The organism is Paenibacillus sp. FSL R7-0340, from assembly GCF_038002205.1.
Taxonomy (GTDB): Bacteria; Bacillota; Bacilli; order Paenibacillales; family Paenibacillaceae; genus Paenibacillus; species Paenibacillus polymyxa_B.
In genome coordinates this window covers 1,710,312-1,729,037 of the sequence record NZ_JBBOBY010000001.1, presented here as the reverse complement: position 1 = coordinate 1,729,037, position 18,726 = coordinate 1,710,312, and the positions used below count along the sequence as shown (strand labels likewise).

The 18,726-nt window shown below is 46.4% G+C and carries 12 protein-coding genes; all 12 read right to left on the bottom strand.

The window, feature by feature from the left end; genetic code table 11:
* Window positions 1-63 precede the first annotated feature (63 nt).
* A complete protein-coding gene (locus MKX59_RS07725) occupies window positions 64-828 on the bottom strand; it encodes a LytR/AlgR family response regulator transcription factor (protein WP_023989864.1) in 765 nt (254 codons plus the stop codon).
* Entirely contained in the window at window positions 825-2,486 is a 1,662-nt protein-coding gene (locus tag MKX59_RS07720; RefSeq protein ID WP_028542466.1) for a sensor histidine kinase, read from the bottom strand. The genes MKX59_RS07725 and MKX59_RS07720 overlap by 4 nt, the downstream gene beginning before the upstream one ends.
* Before the next feature lie 49 nt (window positions 2,487-2,535).
* On the bottom strand, window positions 2,536-3,522 hold the full coding sequence (locus MKX59_RS07715) for a S66 family peptidase (RefSeq protein ID WP_053325943.1): 987 nt from the start codon (window positions 3,520-3,522) through the stop codon (window positions 2,536-2,538).
* Window positions 3,523-3,704: 182 nt separating this feature from the next.
* Window positions 3,705-5,201 (bottom strand): methyl-accepting chemotaxis protein, encoded by a 1,497-nt coding sequence (locus MKX59_RS07710; RefSeq protein WP_053325944.1) that lies wholly within the window; start codon window positions 5,199-5,201, stop codon window positions 3,705-3,707.
* 286 nt (window positions 5,202-5,487) lie between these two features.
* Window positions 5,488-6,129: a 50S ribosomal protein L25 gene (locus tag MKX59_RS07705; protein WP_028542463.1), complete on the bottom strand. Its 642-nt coding sequence runs from the start codon at window positions 6,127-6,129 to the stop codon at window positions 5,488-5,490.
* A gap of 231 nt (window positions 6,130-6,360) precedes the next feature.
* Window positions 6,361-8,895 carry a type I pullulanase gene (gene pulA, locus MKX59_RS07700; RefSeq protein ID WP_340858014.1) on the bottom strand — a complete coding sequence of 845 codons (2,535 nt, stop codon included), beginning with the start codon at window positions 8,893-8,895 and terminating at the stop codon, window positions 6,361-6,363.
* 303 nt (window positions 8,896-9,198) lie between these two features.
* The gene (locus tag MKX59_RS07695) at window positions 9,199-10,854 is read right to left on the bottom strand and encodes an amino acid ABC transporter ATP-binding/permease protein (protein ID WP_340858013.1); all 1,656 of its coding nucleotides are present in this window, start codon (window positions 10,852-10,854) and stop codon (window positions 9,199-9,201) included.
* The gene (locus MKX59_RS07690; protein WP_340858011.1) at window positions 10,847-13,000 is read right to left on the bottom strand and encodes a DUF454 family protein; all 2,154 of its coding nucleotides are present in this window, start codon (window positions 12,998-13,000) and stop codon (window positions 10,847-10,849) included. Before MKX59_RS07690 ends, MKX59_RS07695 begins: the two co-directional genes overlap by 8 nt.
* Window positions 13,001-13,214: 214 nt before the next feature.
* Window positions 13,215-14,360 (bottom strand): mannitol-1-phosphate 5-dehydrogenase, encoded by a 1,146-nt coding sequence (locus MKX59_RS07685; RefSeq protein ID WP_076265314.1) that lies wholly within the window; start codon window positions 14,358-14,360, stop codon window positions 13,215-13,217.
* A complete protein-coding gene (locus MKX59_RS07680; RefSeq protein WP_028542458.1) occupies window positions 14,357-14,791 on the bottom strand; it encodes a PTS sugar transporter subunit IIA in 435 nt (144 codons plus the stop codon). The genes MKX59_RS07685 and MKX59_RS07680 overlap by 4 nt, the downstream gene beginning before the upstream one ends.
* Window positions 14,788-16,866, bottom strand: a complete 2,079-nt coding sequence (locus tag MKX59_RS07675) for a BglG family transcription antiterminator (protein ID WP_076295859.1) — start codon at window positions 16,864-16,866, stop codon at window positions 14,788-14,790. The genes MKX59_RS07680 and MKX59_RS07675 overlap by 4 nt, the downstream gene beginning before the upstream one ends.
* A gap of 81 nt (window positions 16,867-16,947) precedes the next feature.
* On the bottom strand, window positions 16,948-18,426 hold the full coding sequence (locus tag MKX59_RS07670; protein WP_071558376.1) for a PTS mannitol transporter subunit IICB: 1,479 nt from the start codon (window positions 18,424-18,426) through the stop codon (window positions 16,948-16,950).
* Window positions 18,427-18,726: the final 300 nt, after the last annotated feature.

Here is an 18,726-nt window from a genome sequence, read left to right as displayed (position 1 = left end):
CCCTGCATGTTAGCCAGAAATCGTTTGAGGAATGAAATGCACATATAGCGGAATGAAATGCCTTTAAAGTCGCATAATTTGCCGAAATTCCTTGGCTTTACTACGGCTCACCGGAATCTCTGCTTCTAGTCCACGCAAACGCAGGAGATACGTATGGTTGAACCAAGGTACAATTTCACGGATCTGCGATAGATTCACCGTGTATGAACGGTGACAGCGGAAAAAGTCCTGCTGCGGCAGCCGGGCATGAAATTCCGAAATGCTCATCGGCATCGTATATTCTTCGTGCCTTGTAAAGACACGGGTCACCTTTTCCTGCGCACACGCATAGTAAATATCGTTCGCATCCGTCACAATGATTTTGTCATTTTTCAGCAAATTAATACGACCTGGCGCAGCAACAGTACTGGCTTCAGCAGCTCGGGATTGTGCAGTCTGGACAGGCTCCTGTATTGGAACGTTCTGCTGCTCATAAGCATTTTCCAGCTTGCGTAGCATAGATGCGATCCGTTTTTCATCATATGGTTTGAGGATGTAGTCGAACGCCTCCAGTTCAAAAGCCTGCGCCGCATGTTCTTTATAGGCGGTCGTAAAAATAATATAGGGCTTTTTGGCAAATTTGCTAATGTTCTGTGCCAGCAGCATCCCGTCCAATGAAGGAATGTTAATGTCCAGAAAGATCGCGTCCGTCTCCTGATCTTGCAGAAACCGAAACACATCTAGCCCATCCTCGAAACTATCGGTCACCTCAATGTTGCTATGAGTCTGAATAAGATACTCCAGCTCTTCACGCGCCGGAAGCTCGTCTTCTACAATTATGGCCTTCATGACTTCTCCTTTGGTATGTCAAAATAGACTTCGGTGCCCGGTTCATGCTTCAGAATAATAACTCCTTCGCCGTACATAAGCTTGAGTCGTCTGTGCACATTGTACAAGCCGATCTGTTTAGCCGGAACCCGATCATGATACAGGTTATCCACAACATCATCCCGTATACCTACCCCGGTATCTGCTACAGAAATACGCACCATTTCTCCACGATCCTTTACAGAAATAGTTACTGTACCTGTCCCCTTTTTCTTGAGAATTCCGTGATTAATCGCATTCTCAACCAGGGGCTGGATAATAAGACTTGGAATACGCACAGACACCTCATCCATTACATACTCTACCTGAAGTCGGTTGCCGAAGCGTGCTTTTTCAATTTCCACGTAATCAGACACCTGCTGAAGCTCCTTATGAATTTCGATCAAATCATCATTCAGCTCCAAATTATAGCGCAGATAGCCTGATAAATTAATGATCAGCTCTCGTGCCTTATCCGGCTTGGTGCGTGTCGTAGAGGCAATGGCGTTCAGCGCGTTAAACAGAAAATGGGGATTAATTTTCGTTTGGAGCGCCTTTAGCTCGGCTTTATTCGCTGCTTCCTTAATTTGCTCCACACGTGACACTTCCATTAACGTGGAAATGATTTGAGACAAGCCAATCGCCATCGTCTGCAACGGATACGTAATTTTATAAGCTTTGCGATAATAAATCTTCAACGTTCCGGTTACTTCTCCCCGCTCCTCTAACGGGATAATGAGCAGAGACTGGATTTGGGGTGTTTTATCGTCTGCAATATGGTTGCGGATCGTGATTTTACCGCTACGGATCGTCGTTTTAGTCACATCGCTAATGATCTCATCTCCGATGTGATAACGCTCTTCGCCAAAACCGACATAGGCCAGCACATCTCTGGTATCCGTAATCGCCACCGCGTCTGCCTTGATATCTTCTTTTATGATCGAACAAATGGTATGCAAGGATTCCGCATTAATGGAGCGAAAATAAGGCAACGTCTTATTGGCAATATCCAGCGCCAGCTTGGCCTGTCTGGCCGCGATATTCTCCTTTTCCCCCTCCACACTCTGGATCAACAGAACGATTAAACCGATACTGACTTCTCCGATAATCATCGGTAGACCAATCTTGGAAACGATGTCCACTCCAAGGTTATGGGGTTGTGCCATCACCAGAATGAGCAGCATCGTTAATGCTTCGCAGACCATACCTGCGGCGATACCGACTAGCCATCTCTTGGAACGGTTGACCCGGCGGCCAATGTATCCTGACACCACACCTGCCAAAATACTCGTAATCAGACACGGAATCGAGGTCACTCCCCCGATATCAATTAGATAACGGTGGATACCTGATACAATACCTGTAACGATCCCAACCCATGGTCCGAACAAAATACCGCCTGCCATAATTGCAATGATTCGAACGTTAACAAGCGAACCTTCGACTTCAATCCCGGTGTAGGTGCCGAACAGCGCAAACATACAAAAGATCAATGTTAATATGGCCAGCTCTGCCGGAGAATGGCTGTTCTTTTGCAAGGTTTCCTTAAAGCGCGGGATACGTGTAATAAAAAATAAACAAATCAGTAACAACGCTGCGCGCTCAAATAGCTGCATCAGCATTTCCAACAAGGCGTTCACCTGCGTTCCTCCCAAATAAAAACGGATATGCCTACATAAGTTGTGTTAATTATTCACATATTTCAGTACTCACCCTGCCATTACGGGCATGGATGCTAGCCTTCCCACCAATCGGATATGTAAACTGCGGCGTAGTATGACCAAAATCAGCATCTGCAATCACTGGAATGGAGGCCAATTCTCTTTTCGAGCTAATGATTTGCCGCAGCAATTCTTCTGTCATATGCGACGCCTGCTGAAATCGTCCTATGATGATCCCCTTAACCTGATCAAATCCAGGCTGGTGCAACAGTGATTGCAAATCCCGATCAAACGTAGCGGGAGAGCTTTCGTAATCATCCTCAACAAATAGAATGCTTCCTTCCAGACTCGGCATATACGGAGTCCCCTGCAACAAATTCAGGGTACACAAGTTTCCGCCCACAATCGTACCCGTTGCTTCACCTTCATGAATCGCATACGGACCCGCATTGCGGTAAAAGCTTCTTTGATCCTGATCTAGATACCAAGTATCGTCACTCCACTCCGACGAAGACTGGATTTGAATGCTGCCCTCTTCCAACATCAACCTTTGAAAATACGCCGTCGTATAATCATTTCCTCGCAACATGGCAAACGTCAAAAAATGAGGTCCTGCATACGTGATAAGCCCCGTTTTTGCATAAATCGCATGGCTTAACGCTGTTATATCCGAATAACCACATAATCGTTTAGGATGAGCTCCAATCAGTTCATAGTCAAGATGGGTAAGGAGCTGATTGGCATTATAGCCCCCAATTGAAGTCAGGATGCCCTTTACCTTTGGATCGACAAAAGCTTCGTGCAAGTCTGCGACTCTGGACTCTATCGAGGAAGATGTAAAATCATCATTTTCCAGCACATGTTGCGAAAAACTCACTTTAAACCCTAGCTCCTCCAGTCGTTGCTGGGCAATCAAGCGATTTTCCTCAGAAACGATCGACAAGCTTCTGGACGGCGAAAGAATACGTATCTCGTCTCCAACTTTTAATTTGGGTGCTTGCTTTCCTATGATCATGGTCATCCCCCCTTAGTTACAAAGCATTTAAACTGCCACAAATTATACCATCAACTTCCATCTAATTATAGCTTCTAGAAATCCCATCTTCATTTCCCTTCTTCAAACACAGTAAAAAACCGGAGAGTACCGCTAGATAGCGATAATCCCCGGATCTCTAGTCCGATAATGAAGCATTTCGGTTATTTGCTTTTGCTGATTTCGGTAGGAATGTTGTCCTCCTTCTGATCATGTACCAGTTCTTTTAATTGGATAATCAACGCCTCCAGCTCACTAAACCCGGTCACCATATTGGAGGTTATATTTCGTTGCTCCTCTACTCCAGCCAAAATTTGTTCTGACGCTGCACTCGCTTGTTCCGTTACACTTGAAAATTCCGTCATTTCTTGAACAACCTGAGATGAGTATTGCTGCATGCTATTCGTACTGTTTTCCACATCTACGGCCTGCTGCAGCACTTTATTGGCATTTTGCAGGATATCCTCCAGTACAATTTCGGTCGAATGTGCCGATTCCATACTTTGCTGTAGCCTTTGCTGTCCCATATCAAATTGGTTAACGACAGAATCCATCTGAGTTCTCAGTTGAGTCAAGATACCTTCCATCGCCACCGAGGTGTTCCCTACCATTTCAGCCAAATTACGCACTTCTCCAGCTACGATGGCAAATCCTTTTCCATGCTCTCCCGCTCTGGCGGCCTCAATGGATGCATTCAAGGACAGCAAATTAGTTTGTTTTGAGATTTGAGTAATATCTTTAAGCATGGCAGACATGCTATCACTTTGTACTTTAAACTCGTCCAGTTCTTCTTTGGTACGACTCATGACCTGACCCAAATCCTTGATTTGAGACGTTAATGCCAGCAGTTGACTGCTCCCTCTGTCCCCGGCATTTTTCGTATCTTCGGAAAGCTGCTTCAGTTCTCGGGAATGATCAGCTACCTCTCGCACGTGCCGGTCAGATTGGGCCAAGTTATCCGTAACCTCGGTGATATTCGAAGCTTGCATTTCTACCCCTTTGGCAACCTCCTGAAACCCGATAGCGACTTCATGCGTCACGCTGCCCGTAGCATCCACTTGATTCCTAAATCGTTCTGTAAAGTTATGCAATCCAGCCACTGCTTGTTTAACTTGCTCAAACAGAAATTCAATTCGTTGCCTTGTAGCATCGATATCTTTATTTTGCTCTTCACTTTTCTTAAACTGCTTTTGATTTAACACCGATACCACTAACAGTAGCAAACCAATAAGTAAAACAATAATAAACTCATGCACATAGCGCAAAGAACCGGTAGCTGGGGGAACTGGGGGCGTACCGATTGTTATTTGCACAAAAATATTACAGAGATTTAAGGTCATAGCTACCAGAAAATATCGGTAAGACGGATACAGCAAAAACAAAGAGCAAATTAATATGGTGGTCACTACCTCGACGCTAGATAAGTTCAAAAATATACACATTAATACGCTAAAAAACGTAGTAATCCACGGAATAAGGCGGATTCCTTTCTTTTTCATATTCAGGATCGTTAAAACTGCCGCGACTACAAATCCTACACCATTAGATACCCACATCGAGGGATTAGATAATGCCGGGACGATGCCGCTCAAGGCCATAATCCAAAAAATAATGATCACCAATTTGTTTCTTTGCCACAACAATTCACTCGTTCTGTCCATGATTGTGTACGCGCTCCTTAGATATATATTAGGTATTTATAAAATAAAAATGTAAATGCCATACTTTATATATCGTCATATCAGAACACGTAGTGAATGAAAATCGTACAAACACTCCACATTCCCTTTAATTTCCAAATTACAACAGAACAATTTTAAAGGGAAAGAGTATGTAATCGTAAATAAATGAATGAATGCAAAAAATCGCCCCCAGACAGGGAGCGATTTTGAATTCATTTTTGATGATCTTCGCAATTGGAAAAGGTTCATATACCAACTGACAACATTAGGATTCCTTGTTTTCGGAAGCCTCTTTAGCGCCTTCGGTTGCCGCTGCATCACCTTCCACAGCAGCATTTTCCACTTCAACTGCACGCGGAACGATAATAGAAGCAAGCAGTTCTTCTTCAGGGACGTGCAGTGTTACTCCTTTAGGGAGTTTCAAGTCGCTAGCGCTCAGCTTGTCGCCAACATCCAGTGCGGATACATCCACCTCAATGGTAGATGGTAAATCAGCCGGAAGACCTTCGACTTCTACTTCCGTTTCCTGAACTTGCAGAATACCGCCTGTTTTTGTACCTACAGGTGTACCCTGATAATCAATAGAAACACGCACGCGAAGCGGTTTGTTTTTGGCAATTTTCAAAAAATCGGCATGCAACCATTGGTTGTCACGCTGTTGATAATCTTTAATAATAACTGGAATGGTTTCTCCACCCTCTACAGTGAGGTTGAACACCTCTGAACGTCCGGTTCTGACTACTTTATTAAATTCCTTGGCATCGACATGTACAGGGGTTCCTTCAAGCTCAGAGCCGTAAACCACAGCTGGAATCCGTCCTTTTAACCTCAATTCACGAATAGCCGAACCCTTCTTCTCTGTTCTCGGCTGGGCGGTCAGTTGAATACTTCCTCCATTAGAACTCATGATATACAACCTCCTTCAGGTTACCTTACAAATGATTTTCCTCCAAGAATCTTGCCTGTTTACCAGTCGTACTACAGGTTATAAGCCAGCAAGCTGGCAAAACTAAACAAGTCCATAATTCTATTTTACCCCTTTTTTCTGAAACTGACACACGTTTGCATAAAAAAATAGCATTTCTCGAAATGATCGAAAAATGCTACTTGCGTGTATATAGCGACCAAGCATACAAGTCTATCCGGCCCGATTATCATTTACCAGTAGCAAATATTCTTCTCTGCCACTATGAATCAATACCTGCATCACAGACTGGTTCGGGTCTATATCAATATATCGATCTGCCTCCACATCCTTAGCATCCCAGTGATTAAGCCGGACAATGTAGCCGATTCGCTGTATATCAGGGGCCACCTGAATACGCGCTACTGCACGACCATCATCCAAATCACGGAATTCGACATGTCCGTCGCGGTGCCCCGTTCCCCATACCCATACGTTCCAGCCAGTGTATTGCCGATCCGCACGCTCGTAGATCAGTTCAATCGTGCGAAATGGGGCGACTTCACTATCTTTTCCAAGCTGGACATCTGTCAACGCTATGGCTGTACCTGCAATTTCTTGATCTGTCCCTTCATCCGAGTCTTCCAATTCGTTCTCCGCCTGACGATTAGCCTGATCTTGTTCAGTCACAAATGAGACTCGTGCAGGTTCTTCCTGATCATATAACACCATCATCGACCAGCGTGATACGGTTACACGATGGCCTACGACTTCATACCGTGTCTCATTACCAGCCCCGTGTGCGTCCACGACCACATGCCAACGATCCGATTCCGCAGGCAATGCTATCGTCTGCTCTGCATCCGAGCCGTTATAAATCACCACAATATGATTCCAGGCATCACCGTTAGCATGGTGCCTCAAAGCAAAAGCCACCACATGCCCACTGCTTTGCAGCACTTCCATGTGCTGCTCCACCAGCTCACGATGATCCATTCGGAATGCCGGGTGGCTGCGTCGCAAAGCAATTAAGCCTTGGTAGTAATCAAACACTGGGCGAAACCTCGCCTTGTTATCCCAACGGATGGCATTGACTACATCTGAGCTTCGGTAGCTATTATGGTCTCCACATTTGGAGCGCAGCAGTTCATCCCCTGCATGAATAAAAGGAATACCTTGAGATGTGAGTACCATGCCGTTAGCTAACAGGGACTTGCGTACGGTTTCGTCCTCTAGCAAGTTATTTTCATCCAGTTCCCAATACGGGTCTGCTTCGGCAACAGCTTGTTCAGGTGTCCTCCCATCCTGTGGCTTCCCCTGCTCCCATTGTGGAAAACGACAATGCTCCCGCAAATGTCTTACCGTCAAAATTTTATCCCACAGATTGAGATTATCGTGGGCAGTTACATAATTGACGGTCTCCGATGGCTGAGCTGTGAAATCATGAATAGCCCCAAAAGCACCTTTAAGCGCCTGTTCCTCCTGATGTTCTGCCCCTGTGGCAAACCCGCTCCCAGTACCGTCGCTATCCCCCTTAATAGCAGAACGGTAGTTGTCGTTAAAAACAGCAAAGCCTTTGTCCCGTTGCGTTCCTTTTAGCGTAAGCAAGGGTTGCGGAGATTCTCCTCCCGTCCAAGGCTCACCATAGATAAGCAGATCCGAACGCACTTCAGAGCGAAGTTCTTGCGTAAGCTGCACCACGGTTGGGGTATCAATCAGACCCATCAGATCAAATCGAAAGCCGTCTATATGATATTCCTCTGCCCAATAGCGTAGTGAATCCTTGATATACTTGCGCACCATCGGACGTTCGGTTGCCACCTCATTACCTACCCCTGATCCATTGGTGAGCTGCCCTTGTTCATCTGTACGGTAATAATATCCAGGTACAACAGGCTCAAATGGCCCCTGTTCCACCGAATAAGTATGGTTGTACACAACGTCCATAATGACACCAATGCCGGCAGTATGCAAAGACTGTACCAGCAGTTTCAGCTCTCGTATGCGTGTCTCCGGATCAGCCGGATTGGAAGAATAAGACCCCTCCGGCACATTATAATGCTGCGGATCATAACCCCAGTTATATTCAGTATCTAATTCCGCAAAGTCATTTACCGTATGAAAATCAGCTACTGGAAGTAAATGAACATGTGTAATGCCCAGCTCCAGTAGATGATCCAGCCCGATGCTGTTCCCCTCAGTATCCTTCAATCCCGTATACGTAAAGGCCTCAAACCGTCCCTGAGCAGCAGATAAGTCTTTTTCCCCCGTATTAAAATGGGTATCCATCGAAAAATCACGTACATGAAGCTCATAGAGAATGGCATCCGTCGGCCGCTTAAGTAGAGGCCCCGCATCCAATTCCCATCCGTCCGGGTTGGTTTGAGCCAAATCAATGATCGCTGTACGCTGCCCGTTGGCTGATACCCCTGTGGCATATGGATCGGCAGCATAATGAATGGTGTTGTCCACCCACTCCAGCCTGTACATGTAATAATATTTGTTCCAATCCCCTTCCAGCTCTATAGACCATACACCTTGATCATCACGGTTCATGAGAAATTCTTGACCACCGTGGTGCTCCTGAACGTTCCCCTCCTGATCGTACACCCCCGCATCGTTATACAACGCTATATGGACCTGCTGCGCAGTCGGTGCCCATACCTTGAACTTGCTGCCCACAGGCGTATAAGTAAGACCCAAATCATAGCCTTCATATATGGGATATGTTGTGTGCTCAAGCTCTTTGAGCTGATTGAAATCTGACATTCCTGTTCACCACCCATTTCTGTACATCGGCATACAGCCTCTGTTCATCCATCATTTATGATGTTTATGACTTGTCAATATACCTCAGGATTTTGTAAAATCTTCACCTAATAGGCTATCAAAATAAGACAAGCTTGAAAAGCTGGATGATTTAAATAAGGATGACGCTTCCATTTCAACGCACACTCCATTTTATGACAAAACCATGAACAGGCTACAGCTTTTGCCCTCAAGCATAACAATAATTTCCTAGATTTCATCACTTATCGCTAAATAAGTACGTTAAAAAACACGTTAGAAAAGTCAGGACAATCTACGGTTATCCATTTCAAAAATATCGTCTGCAATCCGCATGGTAGAACTTCGGTGCGAAACAAGGACAACCGTTTTATCTTGCTGCTGTTCCTTTAACGATTTTAAAATAATCGCCTCGTTCAGGCTGTCCAAATTGCTGGTAGGCTCGTCGAGCAGTAAGAGAGGCGCATTATGGACAAAGGCTCTCGCCAACCCCAAGCGTTGGCGTTCTCCACCGGACAGCCTGTCCCCCAATTCTCCAACTCGGCTGTCATACCCTTGAGGCAAGGTCATAATAAAATCGTGCACGGATGCCTTACGTGCTGCTTCCACAACCTGCTCATGCGTAGCATCAGGCTTTCCGATTTTGATGTTAGCTGCAATTGAATCATCAAACAGGAACGTATGCTGGTCTACATAGCTCTGTAAGCCTCTCAAATGTCGGGTTCCAATTTCCTTCAAATCGTGCCCGGATAGCAAAATTCCACCTTGCTGCGGGTCCCTAAATCGCATCAGCAACTTCAGCAGCGTAGACTTACCAGAGCCGCTTTTACCCTGAATGCCTAAAATCCGCTTATGCGGTATCGTGAGACTTACATCATTCAGCACCGTTTGACCATCGTATGCAAAAGTCACCTTATCTACTTGTGCCCCAGTAAAGGCAACACTCATCCCTTCGATATTTTCCTCTACCTCCGGGGTTTCCTCCAATAGACTCAACACTCGTTCCCCGCTCGCCAGCGTTTGAAGCAAATTGTTGGACAAATTGCTCAGTGCGACGACAGGACCAAATGAACTAAACAGGGAAATGACAGAAATTAGCATACCTGTAAAGTCAACCTGACCATTAGACATACCGTACAATCCAGCCAGCAGCATCAAGAATGAGAATCCAACTACAGCCGCATCTGTGATGGCTCTTGTGATACCTTCATGATGCTTCAAGTCCTTCTGCTTGGCATCCAATTGATCCGTACGACGGTTAATCTCATTCAAACGTTGTTCTCCTTGCCCATATTGCACAATTTCCTTCATACCCCGTAAGCTGTCCAAAAAATAACTGCTCAGCTTGCCAAAGCTACTTCGGTATTCCATCCCCTGACGTTTGCCCATACGTGACGTGAGTAAAGGAATAAATAAACCGACAGTTAGGTAAGCAAGCGCAGCAAGCCAGCCTAATAGAGGCTCATAAGAACCGATAAAAAACACCATGAGTAGTGAAGTGATGATGCCGATTATAACAGGCGCTATCGTATGCGCATAAAATACTTCCAGTAGCTCAATATCACTCGTAATGAGTGAAATCAGATTCCCCTTGTCCTTGCCTTCCAATTTGGCTGGAGCGAGTCTACGCAGGGCTTGAAGTACCTTATCACGCAGTACAGCCAGCAGCTTGAAAGCGAGATAATGACCACTCATTTGCTCACCATAACGGAATACGCCGCGTAGTACGGCACAAACCACGATCGCCGTCAGCAAAAACGACATGGTGTAGCCTGTCGTGATGCCCGTTGCTGTAAGCAGAGCTAGGGCTCCAAACACTATAATGCCAATAGCACAAACAAAACCAAGCACTCCTGTAACAATCGTGATGAGTAGCACAGGTAAAAGAGGCCCCGCCAATACCAATAATTGGCCCATGATCCGTAATCCATGTCTACGCATATACAGCCCCTCCTTTTACAAACTGCTCTACCCGGTATTGACTGAGATACATCTCCGCATAATGTCCCTGCTGGCTCAACAGCTCATGATGCGTTCCCGATTCTGCCACCAAACCGTTTTGCAGCACATAGATACAGTCGGATTGAACTACATTTTCCAGTCTGTGAGAGATAAGAATCACTGTTTTTTGACCTGCCAGCGCATGTATAACCTCCATAATGCCGTCCTCACTTTCACTGTCAATGTTAGAGGTGGCCTCGTCAAAAATGTACACACGACTATCATGCAGCAATGCTCTGGCTAGTGCTAGCCGTTGGCGCTGTCCTCCTGACAGATTTGCCCCTTGCTCCTCCAGTTCTGCTTCCAGTCCTCCTTCTGAAAGGATAAAATCATACAGCTTCACTTGTCGCAAAGCTTCCAGCATTTGTTGCTCATCCGCGTGCTCATTGCCCATTTTTAAATTTGCTTCCACTGTGCCTTTAAAAATATAGCTGTTAAAACCGATCCAGGTCATGTGACGCATGCGGCTTCCTTCTGAAATATCGGTAAGCTCTTTTCCTCCAATCGTCAGACTTCCTCGATACCCCTCGTGATGCCCAACGATCAATCCGGCTACCGTACTTTTACCAGAGCCTGATTCCCCAACAATTGAAACAAAGCTGCCCTGGGGAATATCCATGGATATATTTCGTAAGGTATCTCTTTCGTCGTAGGCGAAACTCACCTGTTCCAGTCGAATATCTGTGTTTTCTATGCTTTCTTGTCCTTGTATAAGATCCTCAGTACTCAACATTTGAAATATTTTGTCGCTTGCTGCCATTCCGTTCATGGCGATATGAAAGTAAGAACCCAGCAGACGCAGAGGAATGAAAAATTCTGCCGACAGCAAAACAATGATGATTGCTCCTGCCAAGCCAATATGGCCTGAAGAATATTCGCTTACTGCGACCAGTACACCCGCAGCGGCACCACCAAATGCGATAAAATCCATAATGGCCACGGAGTTAAGCTGCATAGTCAGCACTTTCATTGTCATTTTGCGAAAATCCTCCGCTGCTGTGTTCATTTCCTGATGTTTATCCTGGTCTGTTCCGTACATTTTGAGCGTAGTCAGACCTTGTACATTCTCCAAAAAGCTGTGGCCCAGATTGACGTAACTGCCCCAATATTTCCGAAAAAGCTTTTTAGCCATCCTCATAATGACAATGATCGACACTGGAATTAAGGGAACACAGATCAACAGTATAATGGCTGCTTTGAAGCTGACAAAAGAGAGGGTGATGAATAACGTTACGGGGGCAAGCAGACTGTAAAATAGCTGAGGCATGTATCTACCGAAATAGGTTTCAAGCTGCTCTACCCCTTCTACAGCAACCTGAATAACCCCCGAGGTGGAGGTATGATCTGTATATGCGGGTCCCATTTTGAGCAACTTGCCGTAAATTTGCGAGCGCAGCGTTTTTTTAGCATTTACCGAAGCACGATAGGATAACATACTGGCTGTATAATTGCTCAGGCAGCGAACTGCAATAGCAGCAATAACAATGACAGTCATAGATAGAATCAGCTTACGAGTCACTTGTCCTTCCCATGCCTGTTGCATAACAAAGGCCATAGACAACACAGCGGCTATACTCCCCAAAAGACCGATCCACTGCACAAGCACACCCAATACGATATATTTCCGAGAATGTTCCACTAGACCGAGCAGACGGCTGTCGACCATTTTAGACCTTTTTTTCAGAGTAGGTGCAAGTGAAGATGAAGGCGTTATTTCTGCTGCAGCGTTTCTCACTGTTCCGATTCGGAATATAAAGTAATAATATTTAAAAAGGATGACCAAGACGATGAGCGCTTTGCCCCACACATTAGGGGTGAAAATAAAGCCTGTAATCAGCATCGCTGACGCTAAGCCCAATGTGGTGATTTTCGTAGACAGCTTCAACGACCTTGTTTGAACAAAACTCTCTAGATGCTTTTGGTACAGAGCGGTATTCGAAAACCACTGGTGAATCCTTTCGGATCCCCGCATAAAGAAAAAGGTCGCTAGCAGCAGAAACGGTGTAGTCGGTAGCAACGGTAGCACTACACCAATAACTCCAAGCGCCAAAAATAAAAACCCTAAGGTAATATAGATCGGTTTCACTATAATCCTCCCTAATACTTATAATAGTAATGATTTCATTTTATAGATAATGATAATCATTATCAATATAAACAATTTAAGCAGGTTGTTATGTGATGTAAATCACGCATATAAAAATCCTCTTGAAGCACATCTCTACAGAACACGTTAGTGTTGATGTGGATGCTTTATCTTCAAGAGGATTATCGAAAGTAGATGTTGATAATTCGTTGTTTTATGAATTTATAATATCATATTGCTCCAATATCTGCCGATGTAACGGGTGATCTGCGGTTATGGAAGTATAACGCGTCAGCGCCACACCCAGTCCTTCACTGCGGATCACCTGCTGAAGCTCGACTGCCTCGGGGTCTTCCGTAATATCAAATTTACAGGCAGCCGCCATTCCTAACGCCAGATGATCCGTCGGGATGCCATACTCCTGCGCTTGCAGCGCGGGACGTACAAGACGGTCATTGGGAGACAGCTTACGCAACGGTGAACGTCCGACTCGAGTAACATCGTCTGTCAGATTAGGGTTGCGGAAGCGATCCAAAATTTTAGAGATGTACTTCTTATGCTCCCCTTGATCCAAACCGAAGCGCTTCACAAGCACTGCTCCTGTCTCCTCCAGTGACCCTTGTATCGAATCCACCACCTTGCTATCCTTCATGGCCTCCTGGATGGTAGCATAACCTGCGGTATAACCAAGATAGGCTGCCACGCAATGCCCCGTATTCACCGTGAACAGCTTTCGTTCAATGTAAGGCTCTAGATCCTGCACGTACAGGATGCCTTCGATTTCTTCATGCTCAGGTGCCATTTGTGAACGATCCACCACCCACTCGTAAAAAGGCTCTACCTGCACATGTAACGGGTCCTCGTGGTGTTGGATCGGCACAATCCGGTCTACAGCAGCATTGGGGAAATATACCGAAGCCTCTGCCTTGGCACGAGTCGCCTCATCCAGTAGCGCAAAAACATGCTCTTTCAGTTGGGCGCTGCCTCCGATTGCATTTTCGCAAGCAATCACATGCAGCGGGCCTGCCCCTCGCTCCACCCGCCGCGCTATTCCCTCGGCAATACCTGCTGCAATATGCCTGAGGATGCTAACCCCTACCGCGGTCGTTACCAGATCAGCATGGTCTACCGCATCCGCTACAGCGGATGCATCCTTGCCGTCAATCGCCGTCACATTCGTGACCAGCTCCGTATCCTTTGTATCATTGGCTAGCTCTACGGTGTATTGTTTACGACGACGTAACTCGGATACAAGGGTGTCGTTGACATCTGAAAAGACAACCTCATAGCCTGCACGCGACAGAATCAATCCGATAAAGCCGCGACCGATATTTCCTGCTCCAAAGTGGACGGCTCTCATAGCTCCATCTCACTTTCGAACAGATCTATAATTTCCTGTGGAGTCACCGCGTTGCGAAGTTTATCCATATTTTCTTCCTCCGCACACACTACAGCGATACTCGTCAAAATCTCCATATGATCGCCGCCTTGTGCTGCAATGCCGATTACCATGTATGCTTTTTCTTCCCCAAAATCTATGCCTTGCGGAAACTGAACGATGGAGATGCCGGTGGATTGAATAAGCATCTTGGATTCCTTGGTGCCATGTGGAATAGCCAGCCCGTTCCCGATATAGGTGGACACGATCTCCTCGCGTTCCAGCATCTTGTCAATGTACTCACTTGAAATATGTCCTGCATCCAGCAGGATTTGTCCAGCCATACGAATCGCCTCATATTTGTCTTTGGCGGTTGCGTTCATTTTTACTTTGTCTATCGTCATAATACTCACGGTAGGTTCCTCCCTGTCCCTAATTTACTGTGGAAAAATTCAGCTAGCTCACTCGATATATAATTGACAATATGATCCCTGCTACCGTGTTCCAGTAGCGTAACCATGTCTTCCTGCAAGAGTAATGCACTAATCTCGCTCAATACCTCCAAGCTTTCTCTCGGCAGCTCACGAGGTCCCAACATGAGCAGCACGCATTCTACCTGTTCGCCTGTATCCGCCAACAGCGGCTCTGCCAGCTTATACAAGGTAAGCGAAGGCTTGCGAATATAGTGGCTGCGCGTATGAACTAAAGCAATGGAGGTATCAGAGATCACCTGACTACCTTGGCGCTCTCTTTCCATGAGCTGTGCAGCAACCGCAGAAGGCTCTGTAACATTCCCCCGCCCCGCCTCCAACATGCATATAGCCTCTACGGTCGCCGCCATATCCATCCCCTGATTTTCCAGCGGATACACTTGAAATTGCTGTACAATGTGTACAATTTCCTCAAGACTTTTCCGCAGACCGGTAAGCCACTCTATATCCTGACCAGGCTGAACAGCCTGTTCCTGCTGATGGTCATTGGGATGATTGAGTGTAATATGCTGGATGAATTGACGCAGGCGATCACTCTCCTCCTGCGTCAGCAACGGGCTGATCTTAAGATACCGATCCGGTTCAAGCGGTAGCTCTACTGTCGAAATGATCAGATCATAATCCTCCTTGGGAATCCGCGCCGCCTCGTACCATGAAGCCCTATCCACAATTTTGATCTGTGGGAGCTCTTTGGCGAGCCTTGTTGCCAAAAGTCTGGATGATCCAATACCGCTCGTGCAGACTACGATGGCCCGCACCTCCCGCCGCAATTGTCGTAGCCGCTCCAGCGAAGCGCCAAAATGCATGACGAGAAATCCGATCTCTTCATCTGGTACTTTCATTTCTGTCATGTCCGCCGCAGCCTTTTTCACTGAGTCGAATAAGCTGCTGTAATCCTTGCGGATTTGCTGAAGGAGGGGGTTACGAATCGACCTGCCTTCCTTCAAACGTTTGAACACCGGGGCCATATGGGCAATCAGTCCTTCACGCAGAACACGGTCCTCTTCCAATGGCGTGCCTGTCTCTTCCTCCACACGACGAATCAACTCATGAACCGACTCCAACAGTACGAGATCATCCAACGGCAGTAGTCGGGTAGAGTGATCCTCGGCATCACGAAATAGCAGCCTGAGATAAGATCGTTCCGGCTCTGGAAATTCAATATCCAGCGCCTCTGACAACTCCGTGCATATGCGTTCCACCATAGCTGTGCGAAGCATGATATTTTCATCTGAATCTGTTTTTAAATACGAGAGAAGAGGATCTATAACATACCCGAGTCGCAGACGTACCAGCGAAACGCAAATTTGAATCAGCAGCTCCATGTATTTGCTTTCCACCATGTTTTCCAACCATTTTTCATGGGGCTGCCAGAGGGCCTTTTCCACAATCAGCAGGTTATCTCTGCCAATCATCTCCAGCAACTTGTCGGCGACACGGGTTACAGAACGAAGTTCTTCCCGGGCTGAAAACAGATCGGATTCATCCAAATATTCGAGAGCCAGCTCGGAAATCGCCCGTCTTTTGTCTGTCTCCCGTCCTGTAATCTCGACGCCGTACCCCCGTCTGCGGACAAGCACGAGCCCCCGTTCCCCAATCCAGCCTTGTAATTCGTCCAGATCATGACTGACCGTAGTTACCGTGACTTTCAAGTCTGAAGCCAGCGCCAGCAGCTTGATCGGCTCCTGTGTATCCAGCAGCATGCAGAGAACCACGATCTTTCTCTCCTCAGCCGAATATTCGTCTGACTTTGTATGCAGCAATTGCCTTCGCAGGCATACAAGCTGAGCTGGGTCAGCATCTATACAGATACCAATCCCTGACTTTTTCTCCAGCTTCACCTCATGAGCTGCCAGCCAATGCTCGACTGCGCCCAGTTCCCGATGAACCGTCCTTGTGCTGACATTGATCTTCGTGGCAATTTCCCCGGCTGTAACCTCTTTGGACTGCTCCAGAAGATATTCCACGATGTCACGTTGTCGTTTCGTAATATTCATAAGCGCATACCGTTCCTTCCCAAGCTCATCCCTCCAGCAGGAGACGTACACTGCATACAGTCCGCCTGACTACGACGGGGATTAAGAATCGGATTTCAGACGTTCAACCAGCGCTTCGTATTCAGGGCTCTTCAGAAAATTGTCAATGGAAATGTGCTCAGCATTCGGGGCTACTGTTTTAGCCCGGTCTGTCAACGTTTTTTGCGTAATGACAATATCCGCATCCTGTGGAATTTCACTGATTGCCGTATTCGTAACTGTTACGCCTACACCCGCCTGCTTCATTTTTTTGCGTAAAATCGAGGCGCCCATAGCGCTTGAACCCATACCTGCATCACAGGAAAAGACGATCTTGTTCACTTCGGATTTATCCTTGAGCGTTCGAGCTGCGGCAATCTCAGCAGCACGATCAGATTCGTGGTTATCTTCCATTACAGTGGCGTTAGCACTTGCACTCTTGCTTTGATTTTTCATATCTTTCAGGCGGGAAGCAGCTTCCTCCAGCCCCTCTTCTTTTTGCTTACTAGTCTTGAGTAACACTGCGGCAACAGCAAAGGATACGACCGCAGCAGCGATCACCCCGCTCAGCATTGGCAAATATCCGCCTTTTGGCGTCATTAGAAAATAGGCGATGATGCTGCCCGGTGAAGGAGCAGCAACCAGCCCGGCACCTGTCAACATAAAACAGAAGGTTCCCACAACGCCCCCAGCTATAGCAGCAAGAATCAAAATCGGCTTCATCAAAATATAAGGGAAATAAATTTCATGAATCCCGCCGAAGAAATGAATGATGACCGCTCCAGGAGCCGATGACTTCGCAGAGCCTTTGCCGAACAGGCAGTAGGCTAGCAAAATACCGAGCCCCGGCCCAGGGTTGGATTCCAGCATAAACAGTACGGATTTTCCTGTTCTTGCAGCTTCCTCTAACGCAATCGGACTCAATACTCCGTGATTCAGCGCGTTGTTTAAAAATAATACTTTTCCGGGCTCAATAATGAGGTTGACAAGCGGCAATAGCCCTGCGTTCACGAGGAACTGTACCCCTGCCGACAACACTTGACTGATCATTTGTACAATCGGGCCAATCGCCACATGGGCAAGCAGCGCTAGAATGGCACCGATAATTCCGGCCGAAAAGTTATTGACCAGCATTTCAAAGCCTGATCTGACTTTGCCTTCAATGGCCTTGTCGAACTTCTTCAATATCCACGCAGCCAGCGGACCAGCTACCATCGCGCCCAGGAACATCGGGATATCGGCTCCCACTATGACACCCATCGTCATAATGGCACCAATCACACCTCCACGCTGTCCGTGAATCATCGTGCCCCCTGTATAACCGATCAGTAACGGCAACAAATAATTTTTCATCGGGTCAACCAATTGTGCAAAACCTTCATTCGGGAACCATCCGGTCGGAATAAAGAGTGCCGTAATCAGCCCCCACGCAATAAATGCTCCCATATTGGGCATAACCATACCGCTAAGAAAACGGCCAAAACGCTGTACGGCGACACGAGTGCCTCCTTTTGAACTTGGCTTTGCGTCCAATGTACTCATATTCAAATCCTCCTTGTAGGTAAGCATCACTACCTTTTCTTAAAATTCATACTAAATGACAGCGCTATCTTCATCAACGAAATGAAAACGTACTTTCGTCATGAACGTTGATGACAACATTTAAATTTAAATTATCCGGGAAGGTATTATACCTGCATAATTCTTCTTAATATGACCTGTAGCTATAGAAATTAGTCGAAAAACCGTGCTGGATTATGTATGATTCTTATATGGGGACAACCCTCTAAATCAGAATAAAACACGTAATTACGTTTGCAAAAAGACAAAAAAATAGCCGCT